The 17382-nt window shown below is 55.8% G+C and carries 17 protein-coding genes and 1 tRNA gene; 14 read left to right on the forward strand and 4 right to left on the reverse strand.

What is annotated here, in order from left to right; all coding sequences use genetic code 11:
• Window positions 1-40 precede the first annotated feature (40 nt).
• Window positions 41-1489, reverse strand: a complete 1449-nt coding sequence (locus tag FHS64_RS08120) for an exopolysaccharide biosynthesis polyprenyl glycosylphosphotransferase (RefSeq protein ID WP_243862862.1) — start codon at window positions 1487-1489, stop codon at window positions 41-43.
• A 242-nt stretch (window positions 1490-1731) separates the two neighbouring features.
• Between FHS64_RS08120 and FHS64_RS08125 the strand changes: the two genes are divergently transcribed.
• From FHS64_RS08125 to egtD, 7 genes are all read left to right on the forward strand, one after another.
• Window positions 1732-1823 (forward strand) — tRNA-Ser (locus FHS64_RS08125).
• 399 nt (window positions 1824-2222) lie between these two features.
• Window positions 2223-3539 carry an ammonium transporter gene (locus FHS64_RS08130; protein WP_425542294.1) on the forward strand — a complete coding sequence of 439 codons (1317 nt, stop codon included), beginning with the start codon at window positions 2223-2225 and terminating at the stop codon, window positions 3537-3539.
• A 180-nt stretch (window positions 3540-3719) separates the two neighbouring features.
• Window positions 3720-4400: a TorF family putative porin gene (locus FHS64_RS08135; RefSeq protein WP_167177520.1), complete on the forward strand. Its 681-nt coding sequence runs from the start codon at window positions 3720-3722 to the stop codon at window positions 4398-4400.
• A 123-nt stretch (window positions 4401-4523) separates the two neighbouring features.
• Complete coding sequence (locus FHS64_RS08140) at window positions 4524-4826, forward strand: SCP2 sterol-binding domain-containing protein (protein WP_167177522.1); 303 nt, start codon at window positions 4524-4526, stop codon at window positions 4824-4826.
• A gap of 114 nt (window positions 4827-4940) precedes the next feature.
• On the forward strand, window positions 4941-6152 hold the full coding sequence (locus FHS64_RS08145; protein ID WP_167177524.1) for an acyl-CoA dehydrogenase family protein: 1212 nt from the start codon (window positions 4941-4943) through the stop codon (window positions 6150-6152).
• 84 nt (window positions 6153-6236) lie between these two features.
• On the forward strand, window positions 6237-7490 hold the full coding sequence (egtB, locus tag FHS64_RS14255) for an ergothioneine biosynthesis protein EgtB (RefSeq protein ID WP_243862863.1): 1254 nt from the start codon (window positions 6237-6239) through the stop codon (window positions 7488-7490).
• Window positions 7466-8389: an L-histidine N(alpha)-methyltransferase gene (egtD, locus tag FHS64_RS14260; protein ID WP_243862864.1), complete on the forward strand. Its 924-nt coding sequence runs from the start codon at window positions 7466-7468 to the stop codon at window positions 8387-8389. Before egtB ends, egtD begins: the two co-directional genes overlap by 25 nt.
• Window positions 8390-8437: 48 nt before the next feature.
• Here egtD and FHS64_RS08155 read toward each other — a convergent pair whose 3' ends face one another.
• Together FHS64_RS08155 and FHS64_RS08160 are read right to left on the reverse strand one after the other, a co-directional pair.
• Window positions 8438-8680, reverse strand: a complete 243-nt coding sequence (locus tag FHS64_RS08155) for a con-10 family general stress protein (protein ID WP_167177526.1) — start codon at window positions 8678-8680, stop codon at window positions 8438-8440.
• A 145-nt stretch (window positions 8681-8825) separates the two neighbouring features.
• On the reverse strand, window positions 8826-9554 hold the full coding sequence (locus tag FHS64_RS08160) for an MBL fold metallo-hydrolase (protein WP_279588493.1): 729 nt from the start codon (window positions 9552-9554) through the stop codon (window positions 8826-8828).
• A 143-nt stretch (window positions 9555-9697) separates the two neighbouring features.
• Between FHS64_RS08160 and tig the strand changes: the two genes are divergently transcribed.
• The 6 genes from tig (at window position 9698) to FHS64_RS08190 (ending at window position 15034) form a co-directional block, all read left to right on the forward strand.
• Entirely contained in the window at window positions 9698-11041 is a 1344-nt protein-coding gene (gene tig, locus FHS64_RS08165; protein ID WP_167177528.1) for a trigger factor, read from the forward strand.
• Between the two features lie 216 nt (window positions 11042-11257).
• The gene (locus FHS64_RS08170; RefSeq protein ID WP_167177530.1) at window positions 11258-12217 is read left to right on the forward strand and encodes a hypothetical protein; all 960 of its coding nucleotides are present in this window, start codon (window positions 11258-11260) and stop codon (window positions 12215-12217) included.
• 104 nt (window positions 12218-12321) lie between these two features.
• Complete coding sequence (locus tag FHS64_RS08175) at window positions 12322-13287, forward strand: hypothetical protein (protein ID WP_167177532.1); 966 nt, start codon at window positions 12322-12324, stop codon at window positions 13285-13287.
• Between the two features lie 108 nt (window positions 13288-13395).
• Window positions 13396-14037 carry an ATP-dependent Clp protease proteolytic subunit gene (locus tag FHS64_RS08180; RefSeq protein ID WP_167177776.1) on the forward strand — a complete coding sequence of 214 codons (642 nt, stop codon included), beginning with the start codon at window positions 13396-13398 and terminating at the stop codon, window positions 14035-14037.
• A gap of 97 nt (window positions 14038-14134) precedes the next feature.
• Window positions 14135-14668, forward strand: coding sequence for a cytochrome b (locus FHS64_RS08185; protein ID WP_167177534.1), 534 nt, complete (start codon window positions 14135-14137; stop codon window positions 14666-14668).
• A gap of 45 nt (window positions 14669-14713) precedes the next feature.
• Complete coding sequence (locus tag FHS64_RS08190; RefSeq protein WP_167177536.1) at window positions 14714-15034, forward strand: hypothetical protein; 321 nt, start codon at window positions 14714-14716, stop codon at window positions 15032-15034.
• 5 nt (window positions 15035-15039) lie between these two features.
• On the opposite strand, the gene FHS64_RS08195 is transcribed toward FHS64_RS08190, so the two are convergent.
• Window positions 15040-15627: an HAD-IB family hydrolase gene (locus FHS64_RS08195; protein WP_341771117.1), complete on the reverse strand. Its 588-nt coding sequence runs from the start codon at window positions 15625-15627 to the stop codon at window positions 15040-15042.
• A gap of 268 nt (window positions 15628-15895) precedes the next feature.
• Between FHS64_RS08195 and clpX the strand changes: the two genes are divergently transcribed.
• Window positions 15896-17164: an ATP-dependent Clp protease ATP-binding subunit ClpX gene (gene clpX / locus FHS64_RS08200; protein ID WP_167177540.1), complete on the forward strand. Its 1269-nt coding sequence runs from the start codon at window positions 15896-15898 to the stop codon at window positions 17162-17164.
• Window positions 17165-17382 lie beyond the last annotated feature (218 nt).

Consider the following 17382-nt stretch of genomic DNA (forward strand, 5'->3'; position numbering starts at 1 on the left):
ATACTAGCGGGAAAATTTCCCAGTAATCCGCGTACAAACATCAGCGCATCGCGACCTTGTCACCCAGCAGAACCGGCAGGGTCCGCAACATGATCCATATGTCGAACCAGAAGCTCTGTCGTTCGATATAGTCGATATCCAATTGCACGCGGCGGCGTACATCGGAGGCATTGTGCATAGGCCCGCGCGAACCCTTGATGGCGGCCCAGCCGGTCATGCCGGGTTTGATGCGATGACGATGTGCATACTCGGCCACGATATCGGCAGAAACGACATGCCCTGTCTTCATGCCAATGGCGTGCGGGCGGGGCCCCACCAGGCTCATATGGCCCAATACGACGTTCAAGAGTTGCGGCAGTTCATCCAGGCTGGTCGCGCGCAGAAAGCGTCCGGCACGGGTTACACGATCATCGTCAGCCGTGACTTGCTGGGTGCCCGCAATATCGGCGCGATGATGGTGCATGGTACGAAACTTCCACACCACAATCTCTTCGTGGTTGAAGCCGTGACGGCTTTGCCGGAACAGGGCCGGACCGCGGCTATCCAGACGTACCCATGCACCGATCAGAAGCAATGCCGGCATGAGGGCGCACAAGGCTAGCGATCCCAGAACAAGGTCCTGAAGCCGTTTGTAAAAGGCGCGCCGATCATCATTGTCCGGCGAATTCAACAGGTGAACCGGCGTATAGGCCAGCTTGTCGAGCGCGCGGGTGATTTCAACCGCGTCAGGTGCATCGCTTTGCAGCAGCACCGCAATCCTGTTGGGCAGGATCGAAAGCTGTCTTTCCAACTGGCCGACACGCTCGACCGCATCGGGCGAGAGCGTCAAGGCGATACAATCCAGATACGGCGTCAAACGATGTGCCAACAAATCGCTGGCGCGGCCCAGTACAGGAACCCCGCATATGGCCTCGGGGCTGCGATCACTACGGTCGTCGAATATGCCTAGAATATTGATATCGCGACGTTCCAGCGCCTGGGTGATCAGCAACTCCGCATACTGGGTTGCGCCGACCAGCACGACATTGGGGGTCAGGGCTCCATTTTTGCGACCGCGCGCTGCAACCGAGGCCCAGATCAAATGCAGAATAGTAATGGCGAGTACGGTGAAACCGGCCCACTGCAAATAAGGAATCAATGCCGATGTCGAGACGAGCGCCTGCACAACCAGTCCGACCAGCAATCCGATTGCCGACACCAATGCCGTTGCTACGACATGTCGCCATACGCCGGTCGAGGCAGAAAACTTGTACAGATTGGCGCTGATGATGAACCACATGGCGCACAGCCAGCCGACGGCATAGGGCGCGACCTGGGCCACCGTTAGCTGGCCAATGCTGGAAATCGCCGAGGGATAGGTTAGCCAGCCAAGCGTGAGCAGGGCCGTCAGGGCTACATCCAGCCCTCTATAATAGAATGTACGCAGGCGCAGGGCATTACGCTGGCGTGCATTGACCCAAACATCCGGACGAAAAGGCCCGCGCCGCATGCGCGGCAAGGAATCATGCGGCGCATTTGATTCGGCTCTTGATGAGTCGGCGACGTCGCTTTCAGCCTGGCTACCCGTGCGAACTTTCAAAAAAATGCTCATTTCCACCCCGTCCGGCGCATAAAAGCAGCCTGGATCACGGCGAAATCTGACTTGCTTGCCTATACGTGGGGTTAACAGACAAGATTTCTTGAAAACCCCGTTGCATACCCGAGAGTTACGGGCTACCTACGCCGCCTGCCGGAGACGTGGCCGAGTGGCTGAAGGCAACGGTTTGCTAAATCGTCGTACCCTGTAAGGGGTACCGAGGGTTCGAATCCCTCCGTCTCCGCCAGATCTTCTCCAGATCGGCAATCGTACATGGACCTCGGCTTTGGCCGGGTTCCGTTTACGCGTATGGCGCAGGGATAACCTGTTGGCTCGGCTCGCTATGCCCGACCTGTGGACGGGCTGAAAATTTTCTGGACGTGTTGTTTCCCTTGATGAAGCCGTTCTAGTGGTTTCGTGTCCTGCTGGCCGTTCTTCATGTCATTTGAGCAAAATATTTTCAGAAATCGGTATTTTTAACTTGTCGATTTCGCAACTGCGATGAACATTTCGCAAATGCGTAAACGAAGAGGGGGATACTCAAGTGACGCTATCCATAAAGATGGGACCAAGGCTCGTAGCCTTGGGTTGTTTAACGGCCGGTCTACTTGTTGCGGGCAGTGCGCTTGCTTCAGGATCGCCGGAAGTGGCAACCACTGCGGCGCTTGCCGCAGGAACAATATCGGAAACCGCTAGAACAGCGTCGGAGCAGGCTCCGGCGCTGTTTTTACATCAGGTTCCGCTCGAACTGAACGAAGCGTCAACGGCATGGCTAGGGACATCGACAGCATTGGTGCTGCTGATGACCTTGCCGGGACTGGCGCTGTTTTATGGCGGCATGGTGCGGCGCAAGAATGTGATTGCGACCATCACCCAGTCGGTGGCCGCCTTTGCGGTCGTGACACTGGTATGGTTCGTGGCGGGTTATTCGATCGCCTTTGGTGTGAACCCCGACGAAGGACTCAACCGTTTTATAGGCAGTTTTGACGCTGTTTTTCTGAACGGCGTCACTAAGGATACGGCCTATTCGGCATTGCCGGGCATTCCGGAATACCTCTGGATTTCATTCCAGTTGACCTTCGCCGTCATTACGCCGGCTCTGATTACCGGTGCCTTTGCCGAGCGAATTAAATATTCGGGGTTGCTGCTGTTCATCGCCCTCTGGTCGCTTATTGTTTATGCGCCGATAGCCCACTGGGTTTGGGGCGGCGGCTTCCTTGGTGCCGAGGGTGTGCTGGATTTCGCGGGCGGTGCCGTTGTTCATGTGAACTCGGGTGTCGCGGGACTTGTCTGCGCCTTGTTCCTTGGTGCGCGTAAGGGGTACGGCGTCGTGCCGATTACCGCGCACAATCCGGTCCTGACCATGATTGGCGCATCGCTGCTTCTGGTGGGCTGGATCGGCTTTAATGCAGGCTCGGCGGGCGCTGCCGATGGGCTCATGAGCGTCGCTCTGATCAATACACTATTGGCGGCGGCGGCGGGTTCGCTGAGCTGGAAGTTCATCGAGCGTATCGAAAAGCGTAAATGGTCGCTCATCGGTGTGCTGTCAGGTGTGGTTGCCGGTTTGGTGGCCATTACGCCCGCGGCCGGATTTGTTGATCCAAAGGGCGCAGTCATCATCGGACTGATTGCCGGTCCTGTTTGCTATGTCTCGTCGGTGTGGCTGAAGAAGCTGCTCAAATATGACGACAGCCTCGATGCCTTTGGTCTGCACGGTGCGGGCGGTCTGGTGGGCGCGCTTCTGACCGGTGTGTTCGCCACAACGGCCGTCAATGATCTGTCGGCAGACGCAACCGTTTGGGCTCAGTTTATGGGCCTGGTCTGGACGATCGTGTGGAGCGCTATCGGCACACTGATTGTGCTGGTGATATGCAAATACACCATTGGACTGCGTGTGAAGGAAGAGGTCGAGGACGAAGGTCTGGATACCCACCTACATGGCGAGGCTCTGGAAGCATCCTAACCAAATGGCCTTGGGCCACTGGATCGTCTGATCCGAACCAAGTCGTGTCGGGAGGTTGTCCTCCCACAGCCTTCCGGCACGCAGATTTCTATCAGTGTGTACCCGATTTCTCCGACAGCAATGTGCGCTGTCGGTCGAGTTTGCGTGTCTGATTTTCAATGATGACCAGGGGATACGACAATGAAAAAACTGCTGTTTAGTATGGCGGCTCTGGGGCTTCTCGGCTTTGCCGGTGCCGCTTTGGCCGAAGAACCTGTGCCGGAGTTTTCCTTCAATACAGGCGTAACCAATGACTATGTATGGCGCGGAGCCAGCCAGTCCGGAGAGGACGCAGCGGTTCAGGGCGGTATCGATTTTGCGTATGGAAGTTTCTATGCGGGCAGTTGGGCCTCGACCGTAGATTTCGACGATGACACGGATGTCGAGTGGGATTTCTACGCGGGCCTTACCGGAACGGCAGGGGCCATAGATTGGGATTTGGGTGTCACCTACTATTATTACGTAGGGGCTCCATCCGGCGCGGATTACGACTTCGTCGAGTTCAAGGCAGCCGTCTCGCACAGCTTTGACAAGCTGACACTAGGTGCGGCGGTTCACTACTCGCCCGATTTTTATGGTGTGGACGAGACGGCGACCTATCTGGAAGCCAACGGTGCTTATGAATTTAACGACCGATGGAGTGTTTCCGGAGGTGTCGGGCGTCAGTTTGTAGACGTCACGTCCGATTACACCGCGTGGAATTTAGGTGTCGGTGTGAATCTGACCAAAGCCTTGTCGATGGATGTTCGGTACTGGGATGCATCGATCAGTTCACCCCTGACCGATCCTCGTCTTTCGGCCACTTTGGGCGTGGAGTTTTGAGGCTTGTCCTAATTTCATTGATGAAAATAGTGTGGAAGTGATCGAAGACTTACCCTAGGTGATCTTGGCATAGGGGCTGCGAGTCGCTAGCTCTTGAACATCAACGTCTAAGGGATGACGCTCATGGCCGATTTGGCTCAAATCACTGCAAAAATCCAAGAAGCCATCAACACGAATGGCGGCTTCGGCAAGACCATCAAGCTGGACCTTGGCGAAGCTGGTAAAATCTTCATCGACGGCATCAACAACACCGTTTCGAACGATGACAATGCCGCAGACGCCACCGTGTCGCTGAAAATGGAAGACTTCATGGCTCTGGCCGAAGGCCGCCTCGACCCGATGATGGCCTTCATGCAAGGCAAGCTGAAGGTTGCTGGCGACATGATGCTGGCCCAAAAACTGGCCCCGCTGCTCAAGGGTCGTTGATCCTTTGATCGCTTAGGCTGACAGTGAAGGCGCGGTGCCCAAGGGGCCGCGCCTTTTTCTTTGCCGCAAACCGCCAACAAAGAGCGGGTGGCAGATCATTACGGGGGATATGCCATGGATTTTCGTTTCTCTGACCGTTCGCTGGCGTGGCAGGAAAAGCTGTCGCGGTTTATGCAGGATCAGGTCATTCCGCGCGAAGAGGCCTATGTAGCCTCGGTACGCGCCAACCCTAAATTGATGTCGCCTGTGATGGTGGAACTGAAGACCAAGGCCAAGGCGGCCGGTCTTTGGAATATGTTCCTGCCGGGTGAGCATGGGGCGGGGCTGAACAATCTGGACTATGCGCCTCTGGCCGAGATGATGGGACGTCATCTTTGGTCGGCCGAGGTGTTCAACTGTAATGCGCCCGACACCGGAAACATGGAGGTGCTGCACCTCTATGGTAATCCGCAACAACAGGATCTGTGGCTAAAGCCGCTGATGGCCGGTGATATCCGCTCGGCCTTCCTGATGACGGAACCGGCTGTGGCATCGTCGGACGCCACCAATATCGAAACGCGCATCGATCGCGACGGTGACCACTATGTCATCAATGGCCGTAAATGGTGGTCCACCAATATGGCGCACCCCAATCTGGCCATGACCATTGTCATGGGCAAAACCGATTTTGATGCACCAGTTCACCAGCAACAGAGTCAGGTCATCGTGCCGGTCGATACACCGGGTTTCCGCGTCGAGCGGATGTTGTCGGTGTTCGGCTATGACGAACTGCCCATTGGTCACGCCGAGGTGGTGCTGGAGAATGTGCGTGTTCCGGTCGAGAACCTGATTGCAGGCGAGGGCAGGGGCTTCGAAGTGGCCCAAGGGCGCCTCGGGCCGGGCCGTATCCACCACTGTATGCGTGTGATCGGGGCGGCGGAACGGGCGCTTGAGTTGATGGTGGATCGCCTGATGTCACGTGTGGCCTTCCGCAAGACATTGGCCGAGCACTCGGTGTGGGAACAGCGCGTGGCCGAGGCCCGCACCCAGATCGAAATGTGCCGTCTTCTGGTCCTGAAAGCGGCATGGATGATGGACGAGGTCGGTGCCAAGGGTGCGCGTTCCGAAATCGCCCAGATCAAGGTTGCGGCACCGAGCATGGCCCTGAAAGTCATCGACGATGCCATTCAGGCCTTTGGCGGGGCAGGGGTTTCCGGCGACACACCATTGGCGGAAATGTACGCTTCGGTGCGGACCTTGCGCATCGCCGATGGTCCGGACGAGGTTCACAACCGCACGATTGCGCGCCTAGAATATGCAGCTCGCTCTATGAAGGCAGGCCATTAAGCACAAGCTTTTGCGGAACAGGCTATAGCCGCATCGCGTTCCTTCTATCGAGGCCACTAACTGGCACAAGCATAGAGGGAACCGATGCCGCCAGCTTCAAGCCCCCTTCCGCTCGCATCGACCGTTCTGGTCGAGCGGTACAAGCGCGTAAGAGCCAAAACCCTTGATCTGGTATCGGGTCTGTCACCCGAGGATATGGTGGTGCAATCCATGCCGGATGCCAGTCCGGCCAAATGGCATCTGGCCCATACCAGTTGGTTCTTCGAAGCGATGATCCTGTCGCGTGACAGTGATTACCAACCTGTCGATCCGCGTTTTCAGGCGCTTTTCAACTCCTACTACGAAGCCTTGGGACAGCGCGTCGCGCGGCCCGACCGAGGCCTGATGACGCGACCATCTTTGAGCGAGGTCGTAAGCTATCGTCGTGAAATCGATCGCCGGATGGCGGCACGATTAGCGCAGTCACTGTCGACGATAGAGACCTATCTGTTCGAACTGGGTTTGAACCACGAGCAGCAGCATCAGGAATTATTGCTTCAGGATGCGCTTCACCTGTTCTCTTGCAGTCCCTTAAAGCCGACTGTTTGGCGGGTAGAGCCTAGAACCGCGCCACGGGCCTTTTCAAAAGGCGGACAGGTCCGCTTTGCCGAAGGGCTGAGCGTAATCGGTGCGGCCAAGAATGACGGCTTTGCCTTTGATAACGAAATGCCCGCCCAGCGCGTGTGGCTAAACGCCTATGCACTGGATGCCGATCTGGTCACCAATGGCGACTGGCTGCGGTTCATGGAGGATGGCGGGTATCGCAATCCCGCGCTGTGGCTGTCGGACGGTTGGGCGACATTGCACCAGCTGGGCTGGGATAGTCCGGCATACTGGACGGCCGGTAGCACAGGCTGGACGATCTACACTCTGACCGGTGAGGTTGATCTAGATCCCGCCGCGCCTGTGCGCCACGTCAGCTATTACGAAGCCGATGCCTATGCGCGGTGGGCAGGGGCCAGACTACCGACCGAAGCGGAATGGGAACATGCCGCCCGCCATAGCGGTAACGCCTTCAGCAATCTGGACACCGAGGTGTGGCAATGGACACGTTCTGCCTATGCCCCCTATGCCGGTTTTAGCCCGACTGAGGGAACCGCGTCCGAGTACAACGGCAAGTTCATGGTCAACCAGATGGTCTTGCGTGGCGGCAGTTTTGCGACGCCGCGCGATCATCTGCGTCCCACCTATCGCAACTTCTATTACCCGTCACAGCGCTGGGCCTTCTGTGGTTTGAGGCTGGCACACGACATATCAACGACAGAGGAGGCGACATGCAAACCTTTCGAAGTGACCTGATTGAGGGACTATCTGCTTCACCCAAATCACTCTCGCCGAAATGGTTTTATGACGCCGAAGGGTCGCGGTTATTTGAAGAAATCACACGCCTCGACGCGTATTACCCGACACGACAGGAAACGGCTCTGTTGCGGCAGACAATCCCGTTATGGCTGGACCTTATCGGGCCGGAAGCGGTGCTGGTGGAGCTGGGCTCCGGGGCCAGCGAGAAGACGCGGATATTGCTGGATGCCATTTCGGATCTGGCCGCCTATGTGCCGCTGGATATCAGCGTAACGGCCCTCAATGCCGCGGCTGATGCCTTACGGGACGATTATCCTGAACTGGATATCCGACCGGTATCGGGTGATTTCGAGCATCTGCCGGACCTGCCCGCTGATCTACCTACAGGGCGGCGGATCGGCTTTTTTCCGGGCTCTACGATAGGCAATCTGGATACCAACGCTGCGATTGAACTTCTGGCGGCATCACGCCGGATGCTGGGCCACAACAGCCTGTTCATTCTGGGTGTCGATCTCATCAAGGACCGCGACACGCTGGAAGCGGCCTATGATGACCAACAAGGGGTGACGGCGGCCTTTAATGTGAACCTGCTACACCGCGCCAATCGCGAACTGGGTACGGATTTCGATATAAACAGCTTTCGCCACCATGCTGTCTGGAATGAAGCCGAGGCGCGTATCGAAATGCATCTGGAATCGTTGAAGGATCAGACGGTGAAGCTGGATAATCACCGGTTCCACTTTAAGGCGGGGGAGACTTTGCACACCGAGAACTCCCGTAAATTCGATCGTGCGCGTTTGGTCGAACTTGTCGAGGCTGGTGGCTGGGCACTGGCCGATATGCGTGTCTCGACGGCACCTTATGTGGCGTTGGCGCTATTGAAACCCAAAGAATAAAGGGCGCTGTGAAAACAGCGCCCTGAAAAGTTGTTCTTTTGAAGCGGCCTAGTTTGGCTTGCGGTCTTCCGACTGCGCTTTGACGGCGTCTTTGTTGCGCGTGCCATGTGAGGCTTCGCCACCTTTGCGGCCAGCTTGCGCGGCCAGCGATCGGTCCTGAGAGAAGCTGCGCTTTTCCGAAGGAACGCTGGCACCACCCTTACGGGCAATCTCGCGCTGACGCGCCGGGTCCATAGATGCAAATCCCCGCTTGGAGATGCCCGACGGTTTGCTCTGCACTGGATCGGCCATACTAAGAACTCCTCTTGTAACTGTGCGGCTCACAGGACAGAAGAGACAAGGATGGCTAAGGTTCCTTTTGGTAGATTTCAAATTTTCAACTTTAGCGTGACCCAATAGTCAAATATCTGAAATATTTAATATAATTAGTTGTAACCTACGATGGGCCGGAAATATTTCCAGCCATCTTCGCGCTGTTCACTACCGCATCGCCCACAAAGGGATTGCTGCGGCGTTCATGGCCAAAGGTCGAGTGGGGACCATGACCGGGGATGAAGGTGACATCGTCGCCCAGCGACCAGAGCCGGCCAACAATCGAATTCACCAGATCCTCGTGCGAGCTTTGCGGGAAATCGGTCCGACCTACTGATCCCTTGAACAGAACATCGCCAACCTGAGCGAATCGCGCCTCGCGATTAAAGAAGATGACGTGACCGGGCGTGTGGCCGGGGCAGTGATAAACCTCCCAGCGCGTCTCGCCCAAGCTCAGTACATCGCCATTTTCAAGCCAGCGGGTAGGGGTGAAACTACGTGCATCGGGCAAACCCCATTTCAGGCCTTGCTCGGGAATCGCTTCGATCCAGAACAGGTCCGCCTTGTGCGGGCCGATGATTTCGACGCCTGAAATCTGCTGCAGGTCCTGCGCACCGCCCGCATGGTCAAGGTGGCCATGGGTAATCCAGATGGCTTCAAGGGTCAGGCCGCGTCGCTGGATTTCAGCATAAAGCGCTTCGGCCGAGGCACCCGGATCAATGACTGCTGCCTTCAGGGTCTTGGCGCACCAGACAATGGTGCAGTTCTGCTGAAGCGGTGTGACGGGGCTGACGAGAACGCCAATCGGTGCAGTTTGCTGGTTCATACCCATGAAATAGCGCCGCTGGGACATCAAAGAAACCCGCCGCGCGTTGACGTAAGCGCCCCTTGTCTACATAAGGCGGGCTTCGAGGTGCCGCCTGCAGTGGGCGGTCCTTTTGCGTATTCCACTCGCGCGCCTTTCGGGCGTCGCCCCAGAGCGTCAGATATCCGACCATGCAAGTCGTCGAAAAGTCGAACGAAGGCCTCAGCCGCGTGATCGCGGTGACCATTCCGGTAGCCGAGCTGAACGAAAAGCTTGAAGCCCGCATCAAAGAAGTCGCCCCCCAGATGAAGCTGAAGGGCTTCCGTCCGGGCAAGGTGCCGGCTTCTTATGTCAAGAAGACCTTCGGTCGCGACCTGATGGGTGAAATCGTCAATGCCGAGCTGAACTCCACCAGCCAGGGCGCTCTGGATGAACTGAAGGTTCGTCCGGCTGCTCCGGCCGAGATGAAGCTGATTTCGGACATGGACAAGGTTATCGCCGGTAGCGAAGACCTGACCTACGAAATGTCGCTGGAAATCATGCCGGAATTCACTCCGGCTGATCCGAAGACCCTGAAGCTGTCGCGCCCGACCTACGAAGCTTCGGAAGAAGACATGGACGAAGCCCTCAAGGAACTGGCTTCGCAAGCCAAGTCCTACGAGGACAAGAAGGGCAAGACCGTCAAGGCTGCTGAAGGCGACCAACTGACCATCGATTTCGTCGGCAAGATCGACGGCGTAGAGTTCGATGGTGGCGCTGCGACCGATGCCGATCTGGTCATCGGTTCGGGCCGTTTCATCCCGGGCTTTGAAGAGCAACTGACCGGCGCCAAGGTCGGCGAAGAGAAGACCATCGAGGTCACCTTCCCGGAAGAATACCAAGCCGCCCATCTGGCCGGTAAGGCTGCGACCTTCGACGTCACCGTCAAGGCCATCAAGGCTGAAACTGAAACCGCTATCGACGACGAGTTCGCCAAGCGTATCGGCCTTGAGTCGCTCGACAAGCTGAAAGAGCTGCTGAAAGCCAACCTGAACCAGCAATATGCCGGCGCTGCCCGCTTCAAGCTGAAGCGCGCCCTGCTGGACGTTCTGGACGAAGCCCATGACTTCCCGCTGCCGCCGAAGATGGTGGAAGCCGAGTTTGAAGGCATCTGGGCTCAGGTGTCGGCTGACAAGGAAGCTGGCAACCTGCCGGAAGACGACGCCAAGAAGTCGGAAGACGAACTGAAGGCCGAGTACAAGAAGATCGCTGAACGCCGCGTGCGTCTGGGTCTGGTCCTCGCCGAAATCGGCCGCGCCAACAATGTCGGCGTGACGGATCAAGAGCTGTCGAACGCCATCATGGCCGAAGCCCGCAACTATCCGGGCCAGGAAAAGATGGTTCTGGACTTCTACCGCCAGAACCCGAACGCAGCCGCCCAGCTGCGCGCTCCGATCTACGAAGAGAAGGTCGTTGACCTGATCGTCTCGGTCGCCGACGTGACCGACACCCCGATCAGCAAGGAAGAGCTGCTCAAGGACGAAGACGAAGCTTAATCGGCTTCATCTTTAACTAGAGAATATGGAAAGGGCGGTGCGAAAGCGCCGCCCTTTCTTTTTTACCAGTGACCACGCTTGCCTACAGTCGTTATTCAACATTTTCACAAGTTACATGATGACAAGATCTAATTTTCAAAGAAATTAAGATTGATGAAAATAGCAGTTGCTAACAAGCCACACTAGCGGATATCACTGGTATATATTTTAGGGGAGATGACCACGATGTTTATCGCAAGCACACTGGCCGCTAGCCTGTTATTGAGCCCAGGACCTCAGGAGGTCGAATCTCCGGTGGCTGTTGATGATGTCGTGGTGTCGGCTCGTCAACTTGATGAGCAGGTCACTGGCTTTGTTCGAGATATCAATGTCCCTGATTTTAATCTGAACGTAGCCCGTTGGCATTACGACATGTGCGTTAGTGTCGTGAACATGCAAAATGATGCAGCGCAGTATATTATCAACCGTGTTGCCGAAGTGGCGCTCGAGGTCGGTGTAAAAGCAGGTGATCCGGGGTGTTCCCCCAATGTGACGGTCATTGCGGCTGCAAACGCAACTGAGACAACAGGCCAGATTGTCAATCGATACAGAAATACACTTCTACCCGATGTAAGTGGGGCGAGAAGATCGCGGCAAGCATTGGAAAAATTCGTTGAAAGCGATTTGCCTGTGCGCTGGTGGCATACTTCCATGCTTATTAACTCAGATACTGGGCAAGTCGCTTCAAAAATTCAGAACGATCATATAACTGGTTGGTATAATGCCGGGGGCATTGATTTACCTATAAATTTTCCTAGGGTCGAGGTAACATCGACGTATCTTAGGACTGGTCTTAGATCAAATCTAACTAGCGCAATCATCATTCTTGATATGGAAAAGTTATCAGGCATCAGCGTGCCTCAGATTGCGGACTATATCTCCATGGTTGCACTAACTCGTGTCAATATGGACGCTGATTACTCAGGATATCATTCTGTTCTATCGCTCATGTCAGATAAGGACGTTCCTGGCCTGACAGAATGGGATATGGCGTATCTAAAGGCTATTTACAGCGCTGATATCACCCATAAACTTAAATCTCATCAGTTGACAGAATTGCGTTTCCTGATGGCGGATTGGCAAATCCGACGCCCTTTGAGGCGGCAGGAACAGAGTGTAGCAAGCGTAATGCCGTAATCGTACAACTAAATCATTCGCTCTATTATTTGAGGTGGTAGTAATAACTACTAATTCTGAATAGGGCATATGAGCATTATTGACGCTAAGGTTTAGAGGTGACTGTGATGTTGGTAGCAAGCGCTCTGGCCTCAAGCCTGTTATTGAGCCCGGGGCCACAGGAGGTTGAATCTCCGGTGGCGGTTGATGAAGTTGTGGTGTCTGCTCGTCAACTTGATGAGCAGGTCTCTAGCTTTGTCCGAGATATCAGTGTCCCTGATTTTAATCTGAACGTAGCCCGTTGGCATCGCGACATGTGCGTTAGTGTCGTGAATATGCAAAATGACGTAGCGCAATATATCATTGACCGAGTTGCCGAAGTGGCGCTCGAGGTCGATGTGAAACCCGGCGATCCAGGATGTTCGGCCAATGTGACGGTTATTGCGACTGCAAACGCTAACGAGACAACGGGCGAGATTGTCAATCGATACAGAAACACTCTTCTACCCGATGTAAGTGGGGCGAGAAGGTCGCGGCAGGCATTGGAAAGATTCGCGGAAAGCGATTTGCCTGTGCGTTGGTGGCATATCTCCATACTGATTGATCCGGATACTGGGCAAGCAGCCTCGAGAATGCAGAACGGTCACATCACGGGTGAATATGCGGTCGGACATGAATCAGATGGCCTTAAATCTATAGTTGATTTTCCTTCGGTAGAGGTCAGATCAACGAATCTTAGAAGCGGCCTTCGATCAGATTTGGCTAGCGCAATCATAATTCTCGATATGGAAAAGGTAGCTGGCATCAGCGTACCTCAGATTGCGGACTACATTGCCATGATTGCTTTAACTCGTGTCAACATGGATGCTGATTACTCAGATTACAACTCAGTGCTTTCGCTGATGACCGACAAAGATATATTAGGTCTGACGGAATGGGATATGGCTTTTCTTAGATCCATCTACAGTGCTGATCTTACCCATAAACTCAAATCCCATCAAATGGCGGAACTGAGATACCTGATGGCGGAGCGGCAGATTCGACGCCCTTTGAAGCGTCAGGAGCAGGTTGACGCGAAGGAAGTGCCATAATCGACATCTTGTGTGCGGATGGCCTTGCATCGCCCTTGGTGGGTGATGATATCCTTATGAGCAAAGCGGGTGGCTGTGAGTCGCCCCGAGATTCTCGAAAAGGCCAACATGCGCGATCCGATCGATTACATCTCCAACAACCTCGTTCCTATGGTGGTGGAGCAATCCAGCCGTGGCGAGCGTGCGTTCGACATTTTCTCGCGTCTGCTGCGCGAGCGGATCATCTTCCTGACCGGCCCGTTCGAGGACGGTATGGCCTCGTTGATCTGCGCCCAGCTGCTGTTCCTTGAATCGGAAAACCCGAAGAAGGAAATCAGCATGTACATCAACAGCCCCGGCGGTCAGGTGACGTCGGCGCTGGCGATCTACGATACCATGCAATACATCAAGTCGCCGGTTTCGACCGTGGTGATGGGTATGGCGGCTTCGGCCGGTTCGCTGATCCTGACAGCAGGTGAGGCGGGACAGCGTATTGCTCTGCCGAATGCCCGCGTCATGGTTCACCAACCGTCGGGCGGCTTCCGTGGTACGGCCTCGGACATCGAGCGCCACGCCGAGGACATCATCGCCACCAAGCGTCGTCTCAACGAAATCTATGTGCACCACACCGGCCGCACCTATGAGGAAGTCGAGCGTACGCTGGACCGCGACCACTTCATGACGGCCGAAGAAGCCAAGGCCTGGGGTATTGTGGACCACGTCTATGACCGCCGCATCCAAGCCGATGCTGACGGCGTGAAGGCGCCCTAAGCTAGACTATCAAGTCTGATTGTTCGGGGCAGCAGGGTTCACCTTGCTGCCCCGAATCGTGTTTGCTCTCCAATCGGGATTTGATGGAGGGTGGCGCATGAGCCTGATGGATAACGGTCTGAAATATGGACTGGTAACGCGCATACTGCATTGGGGCATCGCCCTGCTTTTACTGTGGCAGGTGGGGGCTGTGATCGCCGGTGAGGTTTTGGGAGAAACCCCGTTTACCGATGCGATTGGCTCCACGCACAAGCCAGTGGGATTACTGCTGTTTGTTCTGGCAGTCGTTCGTGCGGTTTGGGGGCTTTTGAACCTGTCGCGCCGACCTAGAGCGCATACGGGCCTGATTGGCAAAATGGCTGTGGCTGGCCATCTGGCTCTCTATGGTCTGCTTTTGTTTGTGCCAAGCGTCGCTCTGATCCGCCAATATGGTTCGGGCCGCCCCTTTGATGCCTTTGGCCTAACGATCATGCAGGGCGGTCACGAGAAGATTGAATGGATGACCAAGCTGGGCGGCGATTTTCACGGCGAGTTCGCATGGGTCTTGGTCGCGATGATCGTGCTGCATCTGGGAATGGCACTGGTTCACCAGTTTGTCTGGAAAGACGGTACGCTCAAACGTATCGCCTAAACCTTCATGGCGGCCAGATGCACTTTTTATGCTATCAGGCCGCCTATGCAGTACACTAACGAAACCAGCGGGACCGTTGAGGTCGATGGCGAAATCTATGTTTGGGAAATTCGCCGTCAGCCGCGCCCCGTAGGCAAACGGGAATGGGAAGGGATGGCGATCACCCTTCGCCATCAGGAATACAAGCGCGAAGCCATCGTCGAGTTTCCGATGGTCTATCGCCCTAATGGCTCACCGAATCTGGAAAAACAGAAGGTTGATCTGGACGTCGTCAAGACCAGCGTCCGCTCGATCCTTGAAGCCGGATGGGAACCGGCTTCGCGCGGGAAGGCTGTCAATTTTGGCGTGGATGCCAAAGGCTATTGATACAGTCAGGGGCGACCGGTGAAAACGCGGAAGCCCTTTTCCTCTGCCTCGGCGATCATTTGCTCGTCACCGGATGTGTCGCCATAGGCGGCGAGAATACGCACATCATCGCCATAGACCTCGCGGATACGCAGAACCTTTTGTTCGCGTCGGCAGTTTGGCGTGGCGAAGCGGCCGGTCAGTTTGTCGTCGGCGTCGAATTCGAACTGTGTGCCGATCAGGTTGTCGGCGTTGAGGCGACGTGCAAACGGTTCGATAGTCGTTTCGGGCGAGGCCGTAACGATCACTCGGTGTACGCCCTTCTTGCCCCATTCCTCCCAGCAGGCGAGGGCGTCGGGGCGCATGAAGTGCGCATAGACAGATGCGGCATAGCTTTCGGCCTCGTCGCTGATTTGCTTGCGGCTTAGCCCCTTGAGGAACAGGTCAACCGATGCGGCCTTGATGGCACCGCGATCGCGATCAACGACATAACGCAGGGCAGCGGGAATCAGCTGGACCATACCTGCCGCCCACACCATCGGGCCGACGCGCCATTTCAGAAATGCGGTAAAGCTGTCACGAATCGACAGGGTGCCGTCGAAATCAAACGCCACTATTTCCTTTGGCATTTCGCTTGTGCGAAAAGAGGACTGGCGCTTTGCGTCCGGATTACCCATTTGTGACATTCCAATTATGTTCCGCATAATAACCCATAGAGTGGCCGTTAAGTACGCCACGCTTGCTAATCGGGCTTGTGGCGGAACCTCTGATGGGTGATTGTTATTTTTTGAAGACTTTGATGCTTAGATTCTAGTGTCTAACATCAAGGAAGTCGCCTTTTCCCCCAATCCCGGTGGAGATGGCGGAGAGTGAGATGGGTCTATGACCAAAGCCGCCGGTACCGACGCCAAAAGCACGCTCTACTGCTCTTTCTGCGGAAAGAGCCAGCATGAGGTCCGCAAACTGATTGCGGGCCCGACCGTGTTCATCTGTGATGAATGCGTCGAGCTGTGCATGGACATCATCCGCGAAGAACAGAAGATTACGCTCAAAACGTCGAAGGACGGTGTTCCGACACCGAAAGAGATTCGCGACGTTCTGGACGACTATGTGATCGGCCAATCGCACGCCAAGAAGGTGCTGTCGGTTGCCGTACACAACCACTACAAGCGCCTGAACCACGCGACGAAGAATTCCGACGTCGAACTGGCCAAGTCGAACATCATGCTGATCGGTCCAACCGGCTCGGGTAAGACCCTGCTGGCCCAGACCCTGGCGCGCATCATCGATGTGCCGTTCACCATGGCCGACGCTACGACCCTGACCGAAGCCGGTTATGTCGGTGAAGACGTCGAAAACATCATCCTGAAGCTGCTTCAGGCATCTGATTACAATGTCGAGCGTGCCCAGCGCGGCATCGTCTATATCGACGAAATCGACAAGATCAGCCGCAAGTCCGACAACCCGTCCATCACCCGCGACGTGTCGGGCGAGGGCGTGCAACAGGCCCTGCTGAAGATCATGGAAGGCACCGTTGCTTCGGTTCCGCCGCAAGGTGGTCGCAAGCATCCGCAGCAGGAGTTCCTGCAAGTGGACACGGCCAACATCCTGTTCATCGTTGGCGGTGCATTTGCCGGCCTTGAAAAGGTGATTTCGGCACGCGGCGAAGGTGCCTCGATCGGCTTTGGTGCCAAGGTCAAGGAAATCGACGAGCGTCGCATGGGCGAGGTCCTCAAGGAGGTCGAGCCTGACGATCTGATGCGTTTTGGTCTGATCCCGGAATTCATTGGCCGTCTGCCCGTTCTGGCCACGCTGGAAGACCTCGACGAAGCGGCGCTGATCACCATCCTGACCGAGCCGAAGAACGCTCTGGTCAAGCAGTACAAGCGACTGTTCGAGATGGAGAACGTCAATCTGAGCTTCACCGATGACGCGCTGTCAGCGGTGGCCAAGAAGGCGATCACCCGCAAGACCGGTGCCCGCGGCCTGCGTTCCATTCTGGAAGGCGTGCTTCTGGAAACCATGTTCGACCTGCCCAGCTTCGAGGGCGTGGAAGAGGTGGTGGTCAATGCCGAGGTTATCGAGGGCCGCGCCCAACCTCTGCTGATCTATTCGGAAACGAAGAAGAAAAAGGCCGATCCGGCAGCCTAAGCCGTATAAAGCCATAGAAAATGTTGCAGGGCGGCTCGGAAACGGGCCGCCTTGTTGCATATATGGCCCTATGAACCCATTGGGCCTTAGACTTCTGTGGGCCAATCCGGCGTTAAGCTTGAACCTGCGTGCGCACGTCCCACATAATCTTCCGAAATGCCGCAATGCGGGTCGAGTCGGGAAGGAGGGGCGGGTTGTTCCTTTTGATTGGCTTTGAC

It is taken from the genome of Brevundimonas terrae (genome assembly GCF_011761985.1).
Lineage (GTDB): Bacteria > Pseudomonadota > Alphaproteobacteria > Caulobacterales > Caulobacteraceae > Brevundimonas > Brevundimonas terrae.